Origin of the sequence: Rhodopirellula halodulae, from assembly GCF_020966775.1 — a bacterium.
GTDB lineage: Bacteria > Planctomycetota > Planctomycetia > Pirellulales > Pirellulaceae > Rhodopirellula > Rhodopirellula halodulae.
Genome location: NZ_JAJKFV010000029.1, coordinates 1,067,245 through 1,087,991 on the forward strand (window position 1 = coordinate 1,067,245; position 20,747 = coordinate 1,087,991).

Sequence of the window (20,747 nt, forward strand, 5' to 3'; positions counted from 1 at the left end):
AATCCCGCGATTCATCGTGGACACAGACATGTTAATGAAACAGGACGCTCGCCTACGCCCGTCGCCCATTTGCTTTTCGCAGTCGCCGATCCGCTCGTTCGGCCCCGCCATCGCCGGGATGGTTTTGATTTTGGTGATGGTCGTGGCGGGAGCATCCAGTTGGCTGGTCGGATTGGTCAGCTTGGTGATCATCGGGTTGCTGCTCGTCTTTCGACATTGGCACAGTTCGCAACAGGATGACGCCGTCTCCGCGTTCGTTCGCGACAGCAACGAAGAAGTTCAGAAGTGGCAGGAACGTTTGCGGTGCCTGCATGCGGAAACTCGCCAGAACGCATCGGCGTTGTTGCAGTTGAGCGACGGCGTCATCGTGCTCAGCAAAGACTTCTCGGTTCTGTTGATCAATCCGTCGGCGGTGAGGTTGTTGGGACTGAAAAAACGAGACGCGTTGCTGGGACGTTGCTTCACGGAATTGGTGCGAGTGCCACAGTTGTTGGCTTCCATTCGGTCCGCCGTGAAAGAACATCAACCGCAAGAGTTCACGGTGGAGGTTCACGACCAAGGAACCATACGTCCTTTGCGGGTGCGAGTTGACTTGATCGACACCGGCGAAGAACCCAACTTGCAATTGTCTTTACGTGACGAAACGGAGTCTCGTCGAGTCGAGGAAATGCGGCGAGAATTCATTGCGAATGTGTCGCATGAGCTGAAGACGCCTCTGGCTGCGATCAAAGGATACGCCGAGACGGTCGAGTTGGCGGTCCAAGACGACCCCGACGCGGCACTGCATTTCATGAAGCAAATCACGTCTCAGTGTTTGCGATTGGAACGTTTGGTCCACGAGATGATGCAGTTGGCTCGGGCTCAGTCCGGTCCCGCTAACTTGCACCTGTCGAGCGTTTCGTTGACGGAGATCGTGGAGGATGCCATTCGGACCTACGAGCCGGTGGCCATCGCAAACGATTTGGAATTGGTGCCTGAAGTCTTTCCGGGAAAGGCCAAAATCATCGCCGACCGCGAAGCGACTCTCACAATCGCGAATAATTTGATCGGCAATGCGATTCGCTACACGCCGGCTGGTGGCGAAGTGCGCGTGTCGATTGAAGAGGATGCCGACCGTTGGGTATTGGCGGTCGAAGACACGGGCGTTGGGATTCCCTGTTCAGAACATCAACGCGTGTTTGAACGGTTCTATCGCGGCAGCCGCAACGAAGAATCCGGAAAGGGCGGAACGGGATTGGGGCTGGCAATCGTGAAGCACTTGACGCAGGCTCAAGATGGCGAGGTGTCTCTTGAAAGCGTGCCGGGACAAGGTTCCTGCTTCCGTGTCCGTCTTCCGGCGGTCGCTTCGGCCGAACTGAATCGCGTCTGAGTCGAACCGACGGTAGAGCTGCTGGTCGGACTTGATAGGATGAGGGACACTTGTCATTCATTCTCCTCCGGTTGACGCTATGCTCCCGCGAAATCTGACGTTGCTTTGCACCGTGATGGTCATCTCCTTTGCGTGCTACTTGATGCACCTGCGGACACGGACCGCGATGATGGTTGGCGAAGCGTTGGAGATGATCGATCGCTTTTACGTGGAACCAGTGGATCGACGGGAATTGCTGACTTCCGCGATGGGCGGAATGACCTCCAAGTTGGATCAGCATAGCGAATACATTCCGCCGGTCAGCTACCAAGCCTTTCAGGACACGATCCAACAAGAATTCGCGGGGATCGGCATCTTTGTCGATCAACCCGAAGAAGGCTCGCCCGTTCGTGTGATCACTCCCTTGGTCGGTTCACCCGCACTGCAAGCCGGTTTGTTGCCCGGGGACCAAATCATTGAGGTGGACGGGGAGTATGTCGGCGACATGGACATTCGGTCGGTCAGTGAACGATTGCGAGGCCCCATTGGCACCACGGTTCGATTGTTGGTGCGTCGCGGGGAAGATGATGAGAAGCTGACGGTGCAGCGAGACACCATTCAATTGGAATCGGTGATCGGGGATCATCGCGATGAGGAAGATCGCTGGGTGTATCGTCTGAAGCAACATCCGGACATCGTGTACGCGCGGATGACCAGCTTCGGTGACAAGACCGTCAACGAGCTTCGTGCGGTGCTGTCGCGATTGATGCCCGAGCCCGATGTGTCGGGGTTGATCTTGGATCTGCGTGGCAACGGTGGCGGTTTGCTGACGGCCGCCGTTGACGTGTGCGACATGTTTCTCAGTCGCGGCAAAATCGTGAGTACGAAGACTCGCGGTGGCGTCATTGAAGAGGAGGTGTATGCGACCGAAGGAATATTGGTTCCCGCGAATTTGCCGGTGGCAATTTTGATTGACGAACATTCGGCGAGTGCCAGTGAGATCGTTGCGGCGGCTCTGCAAGATCACCAACGGGCGACCATTGTTGGGATGCGGAGCTATGGCAAAGGCACCGTTCAAAACATCCTGCCGTTGGAATACGGTCGCAGTGCATTGCGATTGACGGTCGCGAAGTATTACCGACCGAGTGATCGAAATATTCATCGCGGAATCGACGACACGGAAGAAGACGAGTGGGGCGTTTCCCCAGACGAAGGAATGGAAGCGGAAATCGCGGAAGAGGATTTACCGCGCTTGGCCAAGTTCTGGGAGGAAGCCTCTTACCCGTCTTTGAAACTTTCCAGTGCCAATGCAATTGAATCTTCCGCATCGACCGATCGTTCGTCGAGCGTTGACTCCGAAAACGGTGAGGCCGACCGCGAAAAATCGGTGGATGGTGAGGCTGAAAACACACCCATTCGATCTGCCTGGGACTTGGACGCACCGCTTCGCAAGGCGGTGGAGGCGATTCGCTCGTCGGATCAGGAAACTCCCGTTGCCGCAGCTGCGTAGAAGGCGGTTGTGAGTGCCGAGCGTGCGTTGATAAGTTGATTGAGGCACTGTTAAGCTGATTCAGTAAGCTGATTCAAAACGTGCGCGGGCGACCGGCCCGAGTTCAGCTAAACTGCTTGATCGGTCTGAAACGTCCGTCCGTTTTGCTGTCGCTCTCGCATTTGACGGTCCCGCCGCGGATCCCCTCCCACCCGTTGTTGAGTTTTCTCCAATGAAATCGATTGTTTACGTCGTTGCTGCTTTGGCTGCTGTTGGAATCATGGTTGCGATTTCCTCGTCACCAAAGGACGGACCGGTTGAATCGGCCGAACCCGCAACCGCCGTCGTGGCGACGCCGGAAGTGATGGCCGAAGCGGGCTCGCTGACGTTGGAAGTGCCTGAAATGCACTGCCAATTCGCTTGTTTCCCGCGAGTCCAGGAAACCTTGCAGAAAAACGATGCCGTCAGCGAAGTGGTTTTGGTCGACCAGCCCGACCCCAATGCGTTGACCGTCAAGAAAGTCGTCGTCAAGTACGATTCGGGTTTCGATGTGACCGCGGCCCTGGCGGATCTCCACAAAGAAGGTTTCTCATCCGCACAAAAGGTTCAGTAGGCTTTCCGCCTCAACATAGTGATGCACCGGCCGGTGGTTCGCTGCCGGTCCGATGCCCCTGTGAATCATTCCGCGGGCGGCGTTGCATTGGCTGAGTTGAATCGGGAAATGATCGTTGACCGGAGGACGAATACGTGAGTGAGTCACCGTCTTCCGCAAGGAACGCTGATAGTGAAACGTCCTTTCATGCGGACGTAAACGCGGAATCAAAGACCGGCGAAGTTTGTGGCGTACTTTTGGTCGGGCATGGGACTCGCGACCCACGTGGGACGGAAGAGTTTTTCCAACTTGGCGAGAAGCTTGCCGAGCGGATGTCCCACCGCTTCGCAATGCGATCGATCGTCCAACCTTGTTTGTTGGAGTTTCAATCGCCCACGATCGAAGAAGGTTGGCGAAATCTGATCGATGCGGGAGCGGGCCGCATCGTCATCGCGCCTTTGCTTTTGTTCGCTGCGGGACATGCCAAATCCGATATCCCAGATGAGATTCGGCGAGTCGCGGAAATCACCGGCACGCTGGATCGGATTTCCGGATTCAGTCGGCCTTTGTCTCGGCAATCCGAACTGATTCGTTTGGTTCGCAATCGACTGGTCGAGTCATTGGGCATCAACCAGCCTTCCAATGATCCGAAGCTTGAGAAGCGAACCGCAGTGGTGATGGTTGGGCGTGGAAGCCTGGATCCGTGCGCGAGTTCGGACATGCGATTGCTGACGGAAGTTGCACTTCGCGGAAAACCGGTGATCGACGAAATTGAGAATCGTTCGGCCGCTGGTCTGTCTTTGGCAGATGCGGCGTCGCTTTCCTCGGAGAGCGTGGCGACGACGTTTTACGCGATGGCTGAACCTCGTTTGCCTGATACGTTGCGACGCATCGGAAAGAGTGGCCGTTTTGACCGGATCATCGTGCAGCCTCACCTGTTGTTTTCAGGGCGGCTCTACGATGCCATCGTGCGTCAAACGGAAGAGGCCGGGGATGAATTCGACGAAATCGAATTCGTCGTTTCGCGGTATCTGGGGCCGGTGAAAGAGGTCGCGGACGCGATTTTGGCTCGCGTCGAAGAGGTGGTGAATCACCGCGTTCAAATCGTTTGAGCTCGCACTTCGTCTCGCGTTGTTAATGGCCAACTCGAAAGCTCGATGAATCAGTCGGGAAGTCGTCGACGATGTCGGGGGCGTTTGGCCTTTGGCAATTCCGCCTGGTGCTCTTCTTGGTAACGCCGTCGTTCGACGGGCGTCGCGTAATACGTCAGGTACGTGTCGTTATCATCCAAGCAACGCCATTCCAAACATTTGCCGGGAACGTCGATCTTCTTTTCGCAGGCGGGCAGAATGTCGCGATAGATCACTCGGTACAGTTCGCGATCCGACAAGTGATCGGTGTAGGTGAGTTTGATGTTCTGCGAGTGAAGTTTCTGGATTGTTTGACGCAATTCATCGGCGAGTGCTGAATCGTCCATCGAGTCCGGCGAAGGAATTTGCAGCGGCGGATCAAACCAATGAGCGATCGCCAGTGCAGGGGCACGTTCCCAAGCGAGAATGGAAGCGAGGTACTCGTTCTCTTGTTGGAGCGGCATGCTGCGCGTGGTCGGATCGTCGATGGACTCATCTCGATACGGTTCCAGCTCGTCTCGCAGTCGAGCGTTGGTGAGAATCAAATCCACCTCGTCGATCATCGGCTGACTCGTTTCACTCATGTCCTAGTACCCTTCGTCCGTTGATTGTCACTTGTGACCGGGACCCGCGTCCCGCACTCCGTTTTGATTTGCGTCGATGCGACTCGCGTCGACCCTTCCAAGCTATCCAGGCCGGCTCGACGCTCAATCTAGAATTGAGTCAAAACGGTGAAGTCCACGCTTTTTTGCCAGGCGATGAGTGTCTTGATCGATACGAACGTCACGATTTACCACGTTTCAGAGCTCCAATCGCTGTCGCCGGCATCTGGTTTTCTGGTTCGCATCGGCATCTGGCCGTGAAACGACGGGACGTGAAACAGCGAAGCGTGTGTCCTGCGCCCGTCAGCGCTACAATGGAGCCATCGACAAGTGACTAAGGACTCGACGCCCCCACCGCGATGAACCGCATGTCATTGAGCAGAGTCTGGCAAAGATCTGGCAGAGCTCCGCAATCACAGCTTGAGAAACCCGCGAAAAAACCAAGACGATCGCAACAAAGGTCCATCCATGACATTCGCCGACAACCAATCATTCCAACACCAAAAAGCACGTTCCACATGTAAGGAGGGCAGCCGTCGCCGCTGGCTGAAGCAAACCACACTGGCGGGGCTCGCTGCGGGGACCGCGGGTGGTTTGTTAAAACCGGATCAGCTTGCATCGCAAGAGGTGGAATCCAATGGGGCGGATTCGAAACGCCGTCCCAATCCAATCGCCGTATCGACCTATTCCTATTGGCGATATCGCGAGGACAGCAAGTTGACGATCGAGGAATGCATCGATTTGGCGGCTGATGCCGGTTTTGACGCGGTCGAGGTGCTGCACGTTCAAATGACCGATGAATCGCCCGCCGCCCTTCAGCGAATCAAGCAACGGGCGTTTCGCAATGGATTGAGCCTTTGCGGAATGTCGACTCATCAATCGTTCGTGTCTCCGGATGCGGCCGAGCGTCAAAAGAACATTGATCACACGATTCATTGCATCGAGCTCGCCTATGCGATGGGGATCCCGACCATCCGAGTGAATACGGGCCGCTGGGGGACCTCTGGCAGTTTCGATGAGTTGATGGCGAACAAGGGAATTGAACCAACGCTGGAGGGCTACACCGACGAACAAGGATTCGGCTGGGTGCGAGACGGGTTTGAGAAGTGTTTGGCGACGGCCGAAAAATGCGGGGTCGTCATGGGGCTGGAGAACCACTGGGGACTTGGGCGAACGGCGGACGGAGTCTTGCGTGTCATTCGTGAGGTGGATTCGCCCTGGTTGCGAGCGACCTTGGACACGGGCAATTTTCTGGAAGACCAGTACGAGCAGTATCAGAAACTGGCCCCTGAAGCCGTGTTCGTGCAGGCCAAAACCTACTTCGGTGGCGGCACCTGGTACTCGCTTGAGATCGACTACGATCGAGTCGCGAAAACCCTTCGTTCGGTCGACTACCGCGGTTACATCTGCCTGGAATTCGAAGGCAGCGAGGCTCACGAAACCGCGATTCCCAAGAGCCTCGCCATGCTGCGTGAGGCGTTCGCCTAGGTTGAGAAGCCACCGCAAAAGCTCTTGCCGTTTGGTTTCAGAACGGCAAGATTTGGTCGGTTGCGTCCATTGCCGGAAGCGATAAGGGGTCGGATGGGCGACCTTGCCCACTGGCGAAGCTGGTGTCCTCGGCGTTGAATTGGCAAGTCCGGATCGGTTCGATTCGGTCCGAACCCCTCGGCGGTCCTGGCCGTAGCATCACCGGTTCTCCTTCTCTTCCATCTTTGTATTGTCACGAATTGGATCTGGGTTATGTCCGCTGAAGTTCAGTTTACAGGGGCCGCTGACGCTGCTGAATTTCCATACAAAGCAATCAATCGCGGTTCGATCGCATCGTTGGTGTTTTTGGGGCTCGCCCTGCCAGGGCTGATGGGGACCTTTTCCCCCATGTTGGTGCTGGCCGTTCCCGGCATTTTGGCCGCAATTGTGGCTCTGCGAGCCATTCGTCGATATCCCGACGAGTACAGCGGGGCGGGAGTCGCGAAATTTGGGTTGGTCGGATGTTTGCTGCTGTTCGTTGGCGGCATCGGGTTCCACACCTACACTTACTTGACTGAAGTCCCCGACGGGTACGAACGCGTTGCGTTTTACAAGTTGCAAGCGGAGCCCAACGGACCGGATCAGCCGACAGAAGACGCCTTGTCCATCGACGGCGATGCTATTTTCTTGAAGGGGTACATTCACCCCAGCAGCGGAAGTGGAATGCTCCGGCAATTTGTGCTGGTTCCAGATTTGGGAACCTGCTGTTTTGGCGGAGATCCGCGCAGCAGCGACATGATTGAGGTGACGCTTCCGCCAGGCGAATCGGTGCGAGCCGGTTTGACCAAACGCAAGTTGGCCGGAACCTTCCGAGTCAACCGAATTCCACAGTCGAAGGACGACTTCAAGAATTCGATGTTCTACAAAATCCGAGTCGACCAATACGAATGATCTGTTGGTCGTCCTGACGATTGCGGGGTTGCGAGGCGGCACGCCGCGTTGAGTGGAAATGCGGTGGGCGTTTGGCGGTGGGAGTTGCTAGGATGTGGTCCCAAACGCTTGGACCAATGCTTCACGAACGATCAACTCACACCAGATGGACGCTCGTCAGATGAAAACTCAATTGCCAACCACACGTGCGGCAATCGCGTGGATGCTGATGCTCGGATCTGCGGGAGGAGCATTTTCGACTCTGGCGGTTTCGGCTGATGAAGCTTCGCAAGAGACGACGCAGGAAGAGCGTACCGCAACGGCGCGTTCGATCATCGAACAACGCCGCGCCGCGATGCGAGGTGATGCGAACGGACGCGAGAAAGTCGAAATTCGCAAAAGCAGCCCGGCTGATCTGGCCAAAGGCGACATCACGTTTGACGACTTAACGTTTGAAATTCAGAAGGGCGAGGTTTTCGACAAAGAAAAGTTGACCAAGGAAATCAAATTCCTGGATGGTCGCAACGTTCGCCTGCGTGGCTACATGCTGCCAAGCACGTTGTACAAAGAAACAGACATCGATCAGTTTGTACTGGTACGTGACAACCAGGAATGCTGTTTTGGTCCCGGGGCCGCGTTGTTTGACTGCGTCATGATCGAGATGCAGCCGGGGCGCACAACGGACTTTGTTCCACGTCCGGTTACGGTGGAAGGAAAGTTTGTTTTGGATACCAAGACGTACCGCTACCCCGGCGGAAAAGGCCCTGACGGTGCATCGCACTTGGCAATTTTCCGCATTGAAGGGCTGCGTGTTCGATGATTCAGACGGATCGATTGCTCGAGCGTTTCCTACGTTACGTCAAAATCAATACAGCAGCGGATCCGCAATCCGCAGCCTACCCCAGTTCAGAACGACAACGCGAATTGGCAAGTTTGTTGGCCGAAGAACTGCGTGCGATGGGTTTGGACGATGTCTCGATGGATGAACACGCGGTCGTCATCGCGACGGTGCCGGCAACGGTCGAAGGGAATCTGCCCACGGTCGCCTTGGTAGCTCACATGGATACCTCGCCCGAGGCACCCAGTGAATCGGTCAATCCTCAGGTCGTGCAATCTTACCCGGGAGGCGATTTGCCGTTGCCGCACGGGAACTCGATCACCGTGGACGGCTGTCCCGATTTGAAGGACATGGTCGGACAAACGTTGGTGACGACGGATGGTTCAACGCTGCTAGGTGGTGACGACAAAGCCGGTGTCGCGATCATCATGGAATTGGCGCAAACGCTGGTCGAGAATCCATCGCTCGCGCACGGTCCGGTTCGCGTGGTGATGACCTGCGACGAGGAAGTGGGACGTGGAACCGAAAAGCTTGATTTGGAGCGACTCGACGCGACGGTGGCTTACACGATTGATGGGGGCGGGCATGGTGTGATCGATGTCGAAACCTTTTCGGCCGATGCCATGACGTTGATTTTTCAAGGTCACAACATTCATCCCGCCATCGCAAAGGGGCGGATGGTTAACTCGCTTCGTGCCGCGAGTGATTTCGCGGCGTCACTTCCGCGGGACAATCAGACTCCGGAAACCACAGACGGGCGTGAAGGATTCATTCACTTGCACGATATCGTCGGCGGTGTGGGGCAAACTCGCGTGGAGTTGATTCTTCGGTCCTTTGATAGCGAGCAATTGGACACCTATTCCGAGACCGTCACCAAACTGGCTCACGATGCGGTGGCCGCGTGGCCTGGAATGAAAGTGGACATCACCCGGCGTCGGCAATATCGCAACCTAGGTGATGGATTGGCGAAGTTGCCAGAATCGATCTCGTTGGCGGAAGAGGCGTTCACGAAGATCGGTGTTGATTCGAAACAAGCGATCATTCGCGGCGGGACGGACGGAAGCCAACTGACCGAGATGGGGCTGCCGACTCCTAATCTTTCTAGCGGGCAACACAACATCCACAGCGTGTTGGAATTCGCGAATTTGGATGAGATGGTTTTGGCGACGAAGCATTTGGTCGAACTGCTGCAACTGTGGAGCGAGAAACGTTGCTGAGCCAAATGAGTTGATTGGTTCAGTGTTGCTCGACGAAATGGATCGTCCACGATTGGACGTCCGGTTCATCCATCAAGAACGAGTGGAGCACAGGGACTTCGTGAACCGTTTCGGCACCGTTGAGCTTGGCTTCTTCCAAGCTGACAACAAAGTCGCCCTTGCCATCCACCAACGGATTCGCGACCGGTGTTTTCACGTTGCCCGCCACGATCGCGAATGGAAAGTCGGGCGTTGCCAATTTGGATTCGACTTCCACCCAGCGTGAACCCAATTCCATGGCTCCAGGGCCGGCCACCAAGCCGAACACACCGGTTGGTCCCAAGCGACGAGCAATGGCGGCGCCGTGGTTGGGTGGCCCAAGCATGACCATCGAGCGAAATCGCGGCAGCAAGTTCTTAGGGTCTCCATTGGCTTGCAGATCGCCGATCAGATGACGCGTCACGATGTTGCCCATGCTGTGACCTACAAAGGCGAATTCGGCTTCGGGGGATTGGCTCTCGAGGACTTCTCTCAGTGCTGTTGCTGACTCGGCGAGCGATCCACGAGTGCTGGCGTAACCAAATCGGATGGTCTGGTCGAAGCCAGCGTCATGGAATTGAGATTCCAGTGACTTCATGCAGTGGTCCGTTCGCATCAATCCGTGCAGCAGAACAACCACGGGCCGATCGCTCGGGGCGGGAGCGGCGGGTTCAATCGCGTCGAGGGCGGTTTGCACGTCGCTGCGGCTTCCCCAAGCTCGGCGGACATTCTTTGGGTCCAACAGTCGCCAGTGCTTGGTCAGTGCGTTTTGTTGAATTCGGTATCCTCGACGGTGCAAGTGATCGGTCCAAAGCTGAGCCCCACCCATGGTGGGAAGCGGGACGTTGATGTTCTGTGCCATGGTCGTGCTCGTAGAAAATCCGGTCCATCGATGCAGCCCAGCAATCCCGAACACCGTCAGTGCACCGGCCACTGCGACTCGGCGAGTCTTTTGACTCGTCAACCACTTTTTGATCGTTGTTTTAGCGTACAGCGAAGTTCGTTGAAGGAAATTCATGAGAGTGTCTGGCTGAGAGAGCTGAGATTGGGCTGCTTCTAAACCAGTGACCGTCGACTCCGAATCGCTGCGCAGTGAACGGTGCTTTTTGGGGATTTTTCTTCGTCGGCTTTCACCAACCAAGACATTCGGCCTACATCGCCAACAGTGAACGCGTCCATTGGAGGCACAATTCGCGGTTCAAGGTGGGGCTGGTTTGCAGCGGGCATCCGATCCGACGAAGCGTTTCTGCCCAGAACGGGACCTCCGCTTCCGGTGGAAGTGGAATCAGCACGCGGAGTAAACGCGGGGGACCATCTTTGCGAAGCCGAACTGCGGGAGGTTGCGTTTGGTTGGAAATGGCGACACCGGCAAAGACATTTTCGGTCGAAAGCGATGCTGCTAATGCCATTGAGTCGGCGGGGTTGTCTTCCTCTGACATCGTGAAGGCACCACCACCAATCAGGGCAACGGAAGAGGCATTGGAATCAAAACGCTTCAACGAAGCGGCGGTTAGTTTGGAAATCGCATCGATCTCGGTCGGACGCCATTGTTCATCCGATTCACTGCAGATCACGCAAACCGCGACGGATCTCTGGCGAGTGATTTCTTTCCATGATTCGAGTATTTTGGCCGGATCGCGATCTTTGGGTGGCACCAACAAAACCGCCAAAGGCACGGCGGCGTTTTCGGACGAGTCAGCCGCGTCGGCGTCAACGGTTCGTTTCGGGAACCAGAGTGCAGCTGCGTTGGTGATGTCGGGCAGCTGCAGCGTTTCTGTCTCCCAGGTTTCGGTCGCATCGGAGGTCTGCTTTTCCAGTTGCAGCCGTGTCAAGGATCCGTCGAGCAAGATTGGTTTTACATCGACCGTCTTGGTTTCGCCTTCGCGAAGAAGTTGGAAGTTGATTGGTTGGTCAGGCTCTGACGCCCACACACGTTGACGGAGCGTGCTGAGGTCGTTGATCGCGGATCCATCCATCTCGAGCAAGGTGTCGTTCGTTTGGAAAATTCCATCGGCCGGAGATCCCTTTAGCGTTCCGGTCACGACGACCTCGACCGTACTCACGCTACTAGGTTCCGAATCGGAGTCGGCGGTCGAAGCTTCGGGAATCTCGTCAGCGGCGGCCTTTTCGGTCGCCAGCAAGCCAATGAACTGAGGCTGCAGCGGAGGAATCGAAGCGATCATGGTGGCTTGCGTCGTTTGGACTTCGCCCTCACGTTCATATTCAATCGTGATCTCTTCGCCGGCATCAAAGGGACCAAGTGCCAGTTTGATTTCTTGACGACGGCGGACGGGCTTTCCACCGATACTCTTCAACACATCGCCAACCCGCAAACCGGCTTTGTCAGCAGGCGAACGTTTGCGGACAACGCTGAGCCGGGTTCCGTCGGCGTACGGATCGGAACCTGCGATCACGAAGCCGAGGACTCCGGGCTGGATCGTTTCACCGTTTTTCAATCGATCGAGTTTCGTTGAAATGATGCTGCTGGGAACTGCGAAAGCGATGCCCGAGTCGTACCAAGCCGTTGGGTCTTCCGCCCCGCCTTCGCCGACCGCCGGAATCACTACGCCGCGGAATCGCCCTTTCAAGTCCAACAGTGGACCGCCGTAGAAGGCTGGTGAAATCCTGGCGTCCGTTTGCAGCGACGTGCCGTCCAAACGACCGGTGGCAGACAGAATTCCCGTGCTGACCATCGGCGTGTTCGACTCGCCGTATCTGGCAACGGCGATCAAAGTCTCGCCAATGCGATCTTCGGTCGGTTCGGAATTCGCGAAAGTTACAGGTGTCCACGACGCATCCGTTGCTGCAACTTTCAGCAGCACGAGGTCACGGTGTTCATCTCGCGCGACAATCGAAGCTGGGTAACGTTGTCCATCCGGAGCGATCACGATGATGCTGGCAGAATTGCTCTTCGTCACCCACGACGAGGCAAGGATGTGTCCATCCGCATCGACCACGACGCCGGACGTCGGGGCGTCTTGACGGACTTCTCCATCAGCCTGCATCACGCCGATTACCTCAATGGTCACGACCGAGTTCAGCGTTTCGCTCGCGATTTTCCGGACCGCTTTCGCGAGAGTGCGTTGGTACTGAGACGCGGTTGGATCTTGCGTGAACGCGGCAGGGGAAAACAGCGGCAAAATGCAGCATAGGAGTAGCACTCTCGTTGTAAAGCGGCTGAGCCACTCGTCTTTCAATCGCTGGCGAACAAGCTGAGATTGCTCAGAGGCGATGGGATCGTTCTGCATGCGAGATGAACAACAGAAATGTGCGTTGGTTGTGGAAATCAATCTCATGGTCGCACCACTCGCTCAAGGATCTCATTACCGCGTTGCACGATGAGCGTGACAGAATCGCGTCGATCAATTCGCCGAAGTTGGTCACGAAGTGCACGTTGATGAGCGACTCTTCGTCCATTGATCAAAACGATCAAGTCATCGGGACGCAGGTCCACTTTGGATGCCGATGAACCGGTCTGAATGAAGTCAATGTACGCGGGTGTGTTTTCAAGGACATCGGGAATGAGTCCAATCCCCAAACTGTCCGGCGAATGAGATTTCTCCCGAGCAAGCAGTGGATCACTCTCGTCAGGCAAGGTGGTTTTCCGCCCAGCAATGATGTCACCGATGGGTTTTTTGAGAACGCTCGCCGGGATGGCGTAGTTCAACCAGACGCCGGTTTTTCGGTCTCGCAGTTCTTTGCCTAACATCCCCAAGATCGCTCCGTTGGGATCGACCAACGCGCCGCCCGCGGCACCAGGGTTGTTGGCCACCAGATCGAGCAGCAAGACTTCTCCGCGATATGGCGTTTGGAAGGTGCCTCGTCGAGCATCCAAGTTCGTTCTTGCCGCGACACGCCCCTGCATGACGCTTGCGGTTTCATTGCCAGTGGCGATACCGAAGAGGTTGCTCACCGCCAAAACGGGATCACCCCAATTCAGATCTTCCTGGTCAGAAAACGTGAAGAAAGGCAGCCCATCGGCCTCCACTTTCAGCACTGCCAACTCCAGTGAAGGTTCGAATCCGACAATGGTTGATTCAAATCTGCGTCCATCGTGCAGTATCACCACAGGATCCACGTCCAAGACGTAGCTCCATGCGGTCGCGATGTGGCCCGCGGGGGAAACCAGAAAGCCACTTTGGTAGGCTTCCAAGCCGGACAACCCGCCCGCCCCGTAGATCTTGACCATCTTCGGTTGAACTTGGTCCGAGGGTCTTGCCATTGACGGCTGAGCATGAGCCGTGACGTGACATTGCAACGCAATCAGCAAGAAAACCATGATGAAGGGCGAGCGAACAGGGGAGAACTTGCGACGGTTGGTCGCGTTTGGTTTGGAGTTCATGCTCATGCCCCTTCGTCAGAATTGTCGGCTGAGTTTTCGTTCGATTGCATTTGCCAATCGGTGATTTCTAAGGACAAGACGGTGGTCAGTCCGTAGCGCAGTTGAAGGCGGTGCGGTAGCTGGTCTTCCTTCGATTCAAACCAAAGTTCAGCGGGGTCTGTATCCGTGCCGGCCACGGCTTCAATGACTTCGAGTCGTCCCGTTTCTGGATGCTGTAAGAAGCGATGTTCCAAATCAGCGTGAACGGCAACGGTCACATCTCGCAGCGGTCGTTCGCCGGCCAGCGGCATGGTGCCCCAGTAGTATGTCTCACCAAATTTGTCCGGTCCCAAATTCAGCATTCGCTGCAGTGCATGCAAACATGCCAATATTCCCGCGTCACGTTGTTCATCGACGACTCGAAGCAGTTCGTCGCCGCGCGTTAAGCGTTCCGATTCGTCGCCGATTATCAGTTCATAGCCATCGTTGGAAAGCAGCAATTCAAATTTCGAAGCGGTCTGATCCGCCGTCACCGGGATGGTCTGGCCTGATAACTTCCAGCTTGATTGGCCTGCGTCTTGTCCGGGGAACTTGTTTCTCAAGCGATTGATGAAGCCATCCTGCTTCAAACGATTGTAGAAGTAGTTGGCATAGCCTTCGCGAATTTCAATGCGTTTGGCGGTCTCATCTGGAATGGGATCTCCCGCCGCATCTCGCATGACTTCTTTGCGAGCGTCTTCCTTCGTGTCTGAGGGCTCCTCGCGATCGGAATCCGGTGTCTGTTTGTTTTGCGGGTTAGGAGTGTCACCTCGTTCGCTATCGGGACCGATCGGCTTGGGCGGAGCGGGGGGCGGAGGTGGCAAAGCCGATTTCATTTTCTGAAGCAGTTCCGAGCCGCGGTGAACGCTCGCCAATCGAACCAGGGTTTCAATGCTTTGTCCCTCTTGGCGATACGTGATGGGGATCCGCCAAGATGCGGGAAATGTTGCAAGAAGGTTTTGAACATCGTTTGCGGTTTGAATGACTTGTCCATCGATTTCGATGATCTCGTCGCCGTATCGAAGCCCGCGACGATAGGCGTCACTGGAACTTAAAATGTTGGTGACACGAACGCTGCCGTCTTCGTCGGTGCCCACGGTAGCACCCAAGGTGGCGTGATCAACGATACGTCCGCTGAACAAACATCCCAAGAAGTTTTGAGCTTGGTCGCCGGATATCGCATAGCCCACGCCAACGTTCACCCGTCCGCGTTTTTCAAAGGATGCGCGTCCGATGACTCCGATCAAATCGCCCTGGTTGTCATAAAGAGGCCCACCTGAGTTTCCTGGGTTGATCGACGCATCCGTTTGAAAGCAGTTGCCGTATTCCAGCAGAGTTCCTGAGGGGTACTGGTAACGTCGAACGCCACTGATGATCCCCGCAGTGACCGTGGGTTGCAGGTTGGTCGCCAGAAGGAACGGATTGCCGATCGCGAAGCACCAATCGCCGACTTGCACTCGACGGCTTGGGACGAATTTTGCGGTCGAGAAATCGTTTCGCCCCAGCAGTTGAATGAGTGCTAAGTCGCCCACAGGATCAATGCCAACCACGACCGCGTCGTACACCTTGCCATCCGCCAAGCCGCATCGCATGTAGGTTCCCGCGGGGCTGCTGACGTGAAAGTTGGTCAGTGCGTATCCTTCCGGCGAGATCAATACGCCGCTACCACCACCACCGCCACCGGGGACAAAGACCATCACGGTGGACTGCTTTGCTTTGGCGATGCCTTCGACGCGAGCCGACTCGAATTCTTCGATCCATCGCTGCTCTTGTTCTGTTAACGCGTTGGAATCATCCGCTTGTGTTGCCCCGGGCAATATTGCGAGGCAAGCGATAACGATTCGCGAAAGTGCGGAACCGAAGCAGCGAAGAAGCATGGCGAATCGTGAAGCATGAAGGATCAAAGGCGATGGCAGCGTGCCAAGTCAAAAAGGGGACTCTTCATTTTAACAAACGGGCACCCAACCACTCGACACGATGTCCCAATGAATTGCCGAGGTCGCTGTCCGAGTTCGTCTCCGTTTCCGGCAACGTAGTTCGCAAGGTCACCTGACGATGATTTTCCATCGGGAGAGCGAAACCGATGGGCTCTCGATCAGTCAGTTCCTTTGTCCAAACCACCTGGTCATCGAGCAGCACGGAGACGACCACGGGAGTGAACTCATCCACCTCATCAGCGATGCGAACCGCCGCGACGAGTTGTTGGTAACCCTCTGGAATTCGGACCACATGTTCGGACTGAAATTGGGTAACGACGTTCTTCTCCATCGGTTCGGCACCGAACCAAGTAGATGCCAGGTCATCACCCACCAAACGGTTCACCGCGACGGAAGCACTCGAGCGAGCCACCTCGGCCTCGCTCAAGTAAAGGATGCCGCCGGAAAACTGAAGCGACATCACCTGCGACATCGGGATCGAATGCGACAGATTGGATTCGAGCGAAAATGTCAAAGCGTTGGTTTTCGAATCCCAAGCAACCGAATCCGCCAACCACTCCGAGCCCCATTGATCATTGACGCGGATCGACTTTTGAGGCCGATCCCCCGGGGTGTTTGAGAAGATGACTCCCTCAAGTTTCGACAGGGGAGCTTCTACCACATTGCCGCCCAAATCGAACGAAACGGATTCACGGGTGATGCCGAGAATGGTTCCTTCAATCGCGTCGAGCGAGTCGCCCTCGCGGCGGATCACCAAACGGTCTCGTCGTTGCGGTTCTTCGATCAATCCCATCCACGTCGGATCGGTACCAGGGCTGGCGGCTCGGAATCGAACGGAACGAACGGTTTTGATTGGAACCGAAAGTTCCGGCTGACCAACCGACCGGATCAAGAGCGATTCGGATTCCATGGAAGCAACGGCGGCTGCAATCACAGATCCGCCAGCAAGTGACACTCGGGTGGGAGGGCTGGTCCGGGCGATGGTGTCGAGCTGGATGCTCGCGAGTTCGGTGAGCTCCAGTGAGAGTGCATTGTCTCCGGAAAGGCCGACTTCCACTTTCGAACCTGAAAGCTGTTGCAACTGTCCTGACTGAGTGTCCCCTTCGATCGTCTCAATTTGGACATTGAGGCCGGATTGTTGGTTGGAGCGGTTTTCTTGAGCTTGAACGAGCGAGTGTTGCCACGACGCGTTCAGCATGATCCACGTAACTGCAATCGTGATCAGAGTTTGAACGTGCAGGTGCCGAAGCGTGCGATTCATTTCATCAACCGGTTCGCGGAAATCCATTCGGAGGCAACGTCGAGGAAAACGTTCCGTACCAGAATACCCACCTTCGCCAACCGAAAGCAGGTCAAACTCAGTGTTTCGGATCTCCGAAGTGCACGCGTGAGCACTTCCGCGTGGGACTGCGGTTCGCGGGTCTTCACGGAATCTTGGTCGTTTTTGATCCTTGCCGCCCTGCGAATTGGGCGCTAACATGGTAGCGACTTGAGGCTTCAAAGGCTGCTTGCGTGAATTGAGTTTGCGTTGAAGCGGAGTTGTGGTTACTATTTTCACTGTCAGAACGGATTTAGCCAGCAGGCGGCTGGGAGAAGAAAGGTTAACCATGTCCATTCGATTCAATCAATCCTGCCCCACTTGTGGGCGGCGGATCGATGTTCGTGCATCGTTACTTGGATGTACCGTTGCGTGCCAACATTGTGGAGCCGAATTTACCGCCAGCGTGAACGGAACCGCTCAGCCAACTGAGTGCTCCGACGAGTTGCTGGACAGGGTGGAGGCTGCCATTCGCCGTGCCGAGACCGCCGCCACCAAGAGCGACGTAGCACGACCGATCGTTTCGCCGACCAGTCGGTGAGTGGACGGTTGGTTGTTGGCAAGTGCGCGATCGCCTTCGTGAGATGTGACACTCCATCGGTCACTGACGAGCCGATTTTCTGCAATGGCGACCGGTGCTGTTGAAAGGAAGGCATCCATCCAGCCAAACATCTTTCAACCCTGCACCTTGTCAGCTCACTTCGGCTGAGCCGCTTTGGCTTTGACTGCGGGAGGTGATACTCCGGCGGCGGGATTGCTTGGTGGTTGTGTCACGCCAACACCCTGAGCGGATTTGGCCGTTTCCAAGACGTTTTCGAGGTCCGTCTGAGTCGGATTGTCAGTGATTTCAATATCGAGTTCCGCGGCCAACGATTGCTTTTGGGTGGACTCCTCTTCCAATTCGTCGCGTCGTTTGGGTTCGATCGTCGACTGAATCTGGATCGCTTTTTTGCCTTTGAATGCCCCCGCGATGGCGGCGAACTTGGGAACGTCTTGCACGGATAGCTCCAGCGGAGCGCTGGCTTCTTGTTCGGTTGTGATGATGTCACCGACGGCCAGTTCCAACAGATCGCTGGTTCGAATTTTGGAGCGGGCCAGTGTGACGACGACGTCGACGGGTGCCGCATCAATGCTGTCGGCAATGCGTCGGCGAGTCTGTTTCGTCGGATTGGTTTTGCCGTAGCCGACCCAACCGTTACGAGACAGTTTCGCGTTGTATTTCTCAATGGAATTGAACGGGATGCAGAGGTTCATCATGCCTCGGTTTTTGCCCAGCAAGACCTCAAATCCCACCAAAATCGCGACTTCGTTGGGAGGCACGATTTGGGCCAACTGTGGGTTGCTTTCCGTGGTGTGGATCGTCGGTTCCAAGTGGATCACGTTCTCCCAAGCGGGCACGATTTGCTCGAGGAAAAGATCCACCACGCGGCACATGAGTCGGGTTTCGATCTCTGTGAGCGGGCGGCGAATGGTTTCGCCAGGAACCGGATCGCCGCCGAGCATTCGGTCGATGATGGCGTAGGCCAAGCCGGGGGCGATGTCCAGAACCCAGTGGCCTTCCAGCGGCAATGGTTTGATCACGTTGAAACAGCTGGGGTTGTCCAAGCTGAAGACGAACTCGCTGTAGGTCAGCTGGTCAACGCTGAGTAATTTGACCTCGATCATCGTCCGGAGCAGTCCGGAGATCGATGCGCCAAAATTCCGGGCGATGGATTCATGCAACGAATGCATCGCCCGCATTTGGTCCTTGCCAACCCGCTCAGGACGCTTGAAATCGTACGCGGTCACCCGGGCGCCGCTGGGGACTCCGGGCGAATAGGGTTTCGCGTCCGTGGGATGAGCCGATCCAACCATTGGCGTCGGCGACGGCGATGGAGAAGCGGGCGGAGGCGGGGACGCCGAGCCCACGGTTTCGGTTGGGTCGGGAGCGGCTGAGTCGTTCGTTTCTGCGGGTGGATCGGGAGTATCCGAATCCAAATTGGCCGATTCCATGGCCTTGAGCAGATTCTCGACTTGATTTTGACTCAGTGATTCGTTGGACATCGTGTCCTCAGCCTCTTATGTGACCGTTCCCACGTACGATGTACTTGTAGCTGGTCAGTTCCCGCAACCCGCATGGGCCCCTGGCGTGAAACTTATCGGTAGAAATTCCGATTTCGGCTCCTAAACCGAACATTCCGCCGTCATTGAAGCGAGTGCTGGCATTCACCATCACTGCGGAACTGTCCACCAATGCCGTGAAGCGATCGGCGGCGGCGATTTGGCTGGTCACGATTGCGTCCGTGTGTCCGGAGCCATAGTGATTGATGTGTTCCGCAGCTTTTTCCAACGAATCAACCACCGCGACGCTGATTTGCGGGCCGAGGAATTCGGCTCCGAAGTCGGATTCGGTCGCTGGGACGCCGTCTGGGATAAAAGCGGCTGCCCGTTCGTCCACCCGCATTTCCACACCTCGACCGGTCAAACGTTCGGCTATGGCGGGAAGTGCATCTTTGGCGATCGATTCATGCACTAGCAAGGATTCGCAGGCATTGCAGACGCCCATTCGCTGGCATTTCGCGTTCTCGATGATGTTCACCGCCATTTCGATGTCCGCCGATTCATCGACATAGACGTGGCAGTTTCCGTCGTAATGCTTGATCACCGGCATCGTGGCTTCGGCGGCGACTCGCCGAATCAGGTTCTCGCCTCCGCGAGGAATCGTCACATCAATGGAATCGGAGAGCTTGAGGAAGTGGCCGACAGCGGCCCGATCAGTCGTCCCGACTAATTGCACGGCGTCGTTGGGAATGCCGACGCTTTTTGCAACTTCGTGCATCACATCGACAATGGCGCGGCTGCTGTGCATGGCTTCTTTTCCGCCACGCAAAATGACAGCGTTGCCGCTCTTCACGCAAATTCCCGCCGCGTCCGCGGTCACATTGGGACGGCTTTCGTAGATAAAGAACACCACGCCCAAAGGCACGCGGCGTTTTTCAATTTGCATTCCGCCTGGACGTGTGAAGCCGTCCAAGACTTCTCCGATCGGGTCCTTTAGAGCCGCGATTTCACGTAGTCCTGTCGCGATCCCATCAATTCGATCGCGATCGAGTTTCAAGCGATCCACCTGAGCGTCGGTGAGACCGTATTTCGGAGCGTGTTCAAGATCGAGTTGATTAGCTGCCACGATCTTGTCGGTGGCGTTGACCAAAGCGTCAGCGGATTCGATCAGCCATTGGTCCTTGAGCGTGGTGTCCAACGTTCCAAGGACGCGAGACGCAGCTTTGGCACGACGGGCAACGTCCGCGCACTGAGCGGCGAGGTCGTCGCTGGATTGACTTTGAACGGTGGTGTCGGTCGTTGTGGCGGTCGACATGGGAACCTATGGGTTCAGGTTTCGTTTGCAGAGATCGTCATACGAAAACCGGCTGAGTTCGGGAATTTCCCCAACTCAGCCGGCAGGTTTCATTGTCTGGCATTGTCTCGTGAAGGTCAACGTCAACGAGACACTCGGCCAAACGA

16 protein-coding genes are annotated in these 20,747 nt (G+C 56.1%); 8 read left to right on the plus strand and 8 right to left on the minus strand.

Translation table 11 applies throughout. The annotated features are described in order from the left end of the window. Nucleotides 1-28: 28 nt before the first annotated feature. The 4 genes from LOC70_RS16955 to LOC70_RS16970 all read left to right on the plus strand — a co-directional run bounded on the left by LOC70_RS16955 (nt 29) and on the right by LOC70_RS16970 (nt 4,541). Nucleotides 29-1,369, plus strand: a complete 1,341-nt coding sequence (locus LOC70_RS16955; RefSeq protein WP_230255177.1) for a sensor histidine kinase — start codon at nt 29-31, stop codon at nt 1,367-1,369. A gap of 79 nt (nt 1,370-1,448) precedes the next feature. After that, entirely contained in the window at nt 1,449-2,858 is a 1,410-nt protein-coding gene (locus LOC70_RS16960) for a S41 family peptidase (protein ID WP_230255178.1), read from the plus strand. A 211-nt stretch (nt 2,859-3,069) separates the two neighbouring features. After that, complete coding sequence (locus tag LOC70_RS16965) at nt 3,070-3,450, plus strand: heavy-metal-associated domain-containing protein (RefSeq protein WP_230255179.1); 381 nt, start codon at nt 3,070-3,072, stop codon at nt 3,448-3,450. Nucleotides 3,451-3,584: 134 nt separating this feature from the next. Next, complete coding sequence (locus LOC70_RS16970) at nt 3,585-4,541, plus strand: sirohydrochlorin chelatase (RefSeq protein ID WP_230255180.1); 957 nt, start codon at nt 3,585-3,587, stop codon at nt 4,539-4,541. A 50-nt stretch (nt 4,542-4,591) separates the two neighbouring features. On the opposite strand, the gene LOC70_RS16975 is transcribed toward LOC70_RS16970, so the two are convergent. Next, a complete protein-coding gene (locus LOC70_RS16975) occupies nt 4,592-5,143 on the minus strand; it encodes a hypothetical protein (RefSeq protein ID WP_230255181.1) in 552 nt (183 codons plus the stop codon). A gap of 486 nt (nt 5,144-5,629) precedes the next feature. Between LOC70_RS16975 and LOC70_RS16980 the strand changes: the two genes are divergently transcribed. The 4 genes from LOC70_RS16980 to pepT all read left to right on the plus strand — a co-directional run bounded on the left by LOC70_RS16980 (nt 5,630) and on the right by pepT (nt 9,613). Further along, on the plus strand, nt 5,630-6,649 hold the full coding sequence (locus LOC70_RS16980; protein ID WP_230255182.1) for a sugar phosphate isomerase/epimerase family protein: 1,020 nt from the start codon (nt 5,630-5,632) through the stop codon (nt 6,647-6,649). A 252-nt stretch (nt 6,650-6,901) separates the two neighbouring features. Beyond that, complete coding sequence (locus LOC70_RS16985) at nt 6,902-7,579, plus strand: DUF4190 domain-containing protein (protein WP_230255183.1); 678 nt, start codon at nt 6,902-6,904, stop codon at nt 7,577-7,579. Nucleotides 7,580-7,739: 160 nt separating this feature from the next. Continuing rightward, nucleotides 7,740-8,378: a DUF3299 domain-containing protein gene (locus tag LOC70_RS16990; RefSeq protein ID WP_230255184.1), complete on the plus strand. Its 639-nt coding sequence runs from the start codon at nt 7,740-7,742 to the stop codon at nt 8,376-8,378. Next, nucleotides 8,375-9,613 carry a peptidase T gene (gene pepT, locus LOC70_RS16995; RefSeq protein WP_230255185.1) on the plus strand — a complete coding sequence of 413 codons (1,239 nt, stop codon included), beginning with the start codon at nt 8,375-8,377 and terminating at the stop codon, nt 9,611-9,613. Before LOC70_RS16990 ends, pepT begins: the two co-directional genes overlap by 4 nt. A 19-nt stretch (nt 9,614-9,632) precedes the next feature. Here pepT and LOC70_RS17000 read toward each other — a convergent pair whose 3' ends face one another. From LOC70_RS17000 to LOC70_RS17030, 7 genes are all read right to left on the minus strand, one after another. Further along, entirely contained in the window at nt 9,633-10,649 is a 1,017-nt protein-coding gene (locus LOC70_RS17000) for an esterase/lipase family protein (RefSeq protein WP_230255186.1), read from the minus strand. Between the two features lie 133 nt (nt 10,650-10,782). After that, entirely contained in the window at nt 10,783-12,927 is a 2,145-nt protein-coding gene (locus tag LOC70_RS17005) for a trypsin-like peptidase domain-containing protein (protein WP_230255187.1), read from the minus strand. After that, nucleotides 12,924-13,910, minus strand: coding sequence for a S1C family serine protease (locus tag LOC70_RS17010; RefSeq protein WP_315857307.1), 987 nt, complete (start codon nt 13,908-13,910; stop codon nt 12,924-12,926). The genes LOC70_RS17005 and LOC70_RS17010 overlap by 4 nt, the downstream gene beginning before the upstream one ends. 65 nt (nt 13,911-13,975) lie before the next feature. Beyond that, the gene (locus tag LOC70_RS17015; protein WP_230255189.1) at nt 13,976-15,868 is read right to left on the minus strand and encodes a S1C family serine protease; all 1,893 of its coding nucleotides are present in this window, start codon (nt 15,866-15,868) and stop codon (nt 13,976-13,978) included. A gap of 64 nt (nt 15,869-15,932) precedes the next feature. Further along, nucleotides 15,933-17,189 (minus strand): hypothetical protein, encoded by a 1,257-nt coding sequence (locus LOC70_RS17020; protein ID WP_230255190.1) that lies wholly within the window; start codon nt 17,187-17,189, stop codon nt 15,933-15,935. A gap of 753 nt (nt 17,190-17,942) precedes the next feature. After that, nucleotides 17,943-19,289, minus strand: coding sequence for a flagellar motor switch protein FliM (gene fliM, locus LOC70_RS17025; RefSeq protein ID WP_230255191.1), 1,347 nt, complete (start codon nt 19,287-19,289; stop codon nt 17,943-17,945). 7 nt (nt 19,290-19,296) lie between these two features. Further along, entirely contained in the window at nt 19,297-20,601 is a 1,305-nt protein-coding gene (locus LOC70_RS17030) for a glutamate-5-semialdehyde dehydrogenase (RefSeq protein ID WP_230255192.1), read from the minus strand. Nucleotides 20,602-20,747: the final 146 nt, after the last annotated feature.

Bases quoted from the DNA above. Each gene is read 5' to 3' on its own strand.
- LOC70_RS16955 (WP_230255177.1), top strand. From the start codon at position 29: ATGTTAATGAAACAGGACGCTCGCCTACGCCCGTCGCCCATTTGCTTT.
- LOC70_RS16960 (WP_230255178.1), top strand. From the start codon at position 1,449: ATGCTCCCGCGAAATCTGACGTTGCTTTGCACCGTGATGGTCATCTCC.
- LOC70_RS16965 (WP_230255179.1), top strand. From the start codon at position 3,070: ATGAAATCGATTGTTTACGTCGTTGCTGCTTTGGCTGCTGTTGGAATC.
- LOC70_RS16975 (WP_230255181.1), bottom strand. From the start codon at position 5,143: ATGAGTGAAACGAGTCAGCCGATGATCGACGAGGTGGATTTGATTCTC.
- LOC70_RS16980 (WP_230255182.1), top strand. From the start codon at position 5,630: ATGACATTCGCCGACAACCAATCATTCCAACACCAAAAAGCACGTTCC.
- LOC70_RS16985 (WP_230255183.1), top strand. From the start codon at position 6,902: ATGTCCGCTGAAGTTCAGTTTACAGGGGCCGCTGACGCTGCTGAATTT.
- LOC70_RS16990 (WP_230255184.1), top strand. From the start codon at position 7,740: ATGAAAACTCAATTGCCAACCACACGTGCGGCAATCGCGTGGATGCTG.
- pepT (WP_230255185.1), top strand. From the start codon at position 8,375: ATGATTCAGACGGATCGATTGCTCGAGCGTTTCCTACGTTACGTCAAA.
- LOC70_RS17000 (WP_230255186.1), bottom strand. From the start codon at position 10,649: ATGAATTTCCTTCAACGAACTTCGCTGTACGCTAAAACAACGATCAAA.
- LOC70_RS17005 (WP_230255187.1), bottom strand. From the start codon at position 12,927: ATGAGATTGATTTCCACAACCAACGCACATTTCTGTTGTTCATCTCGC.
- LOC70_RS17010 (WP_315857307.1), bottom strand. From the start codon at position 13,910: ATGGTTTTCTTGCTGATTGCGTTGCAATGTCACGTCACGGCTCATGCT.
- LOC70_RS17015 (WP_230255189.1), bottom strand. From the start codon at position 15,868: ATGCTTCTTCGCTGCTTCGGTTCCGCACTTTCGCGAATCGTTATCGCT.
- LOC70_RS17020 (WP_230255190.1), bottom strand. From the start codon at position 17,189: ATGAATCGCACGCTTCGGCACCTGCACGTTCAAACTCTGATCACGATT.
- fliM (WP_230255191.1), bottom strand. From the start codon at position 19,289: ATGTCCAACGAATCACTGAGTCAAAATCAAGTCGAGAATCTGCTCAAG.
- LOC70_RS17030 (WP_230255192.1), bottom strand. From the start codon at position 20,601: ATGTCGACCGCCACAACGACCGACACCACCGTTCAAAGTCAATCCAGC.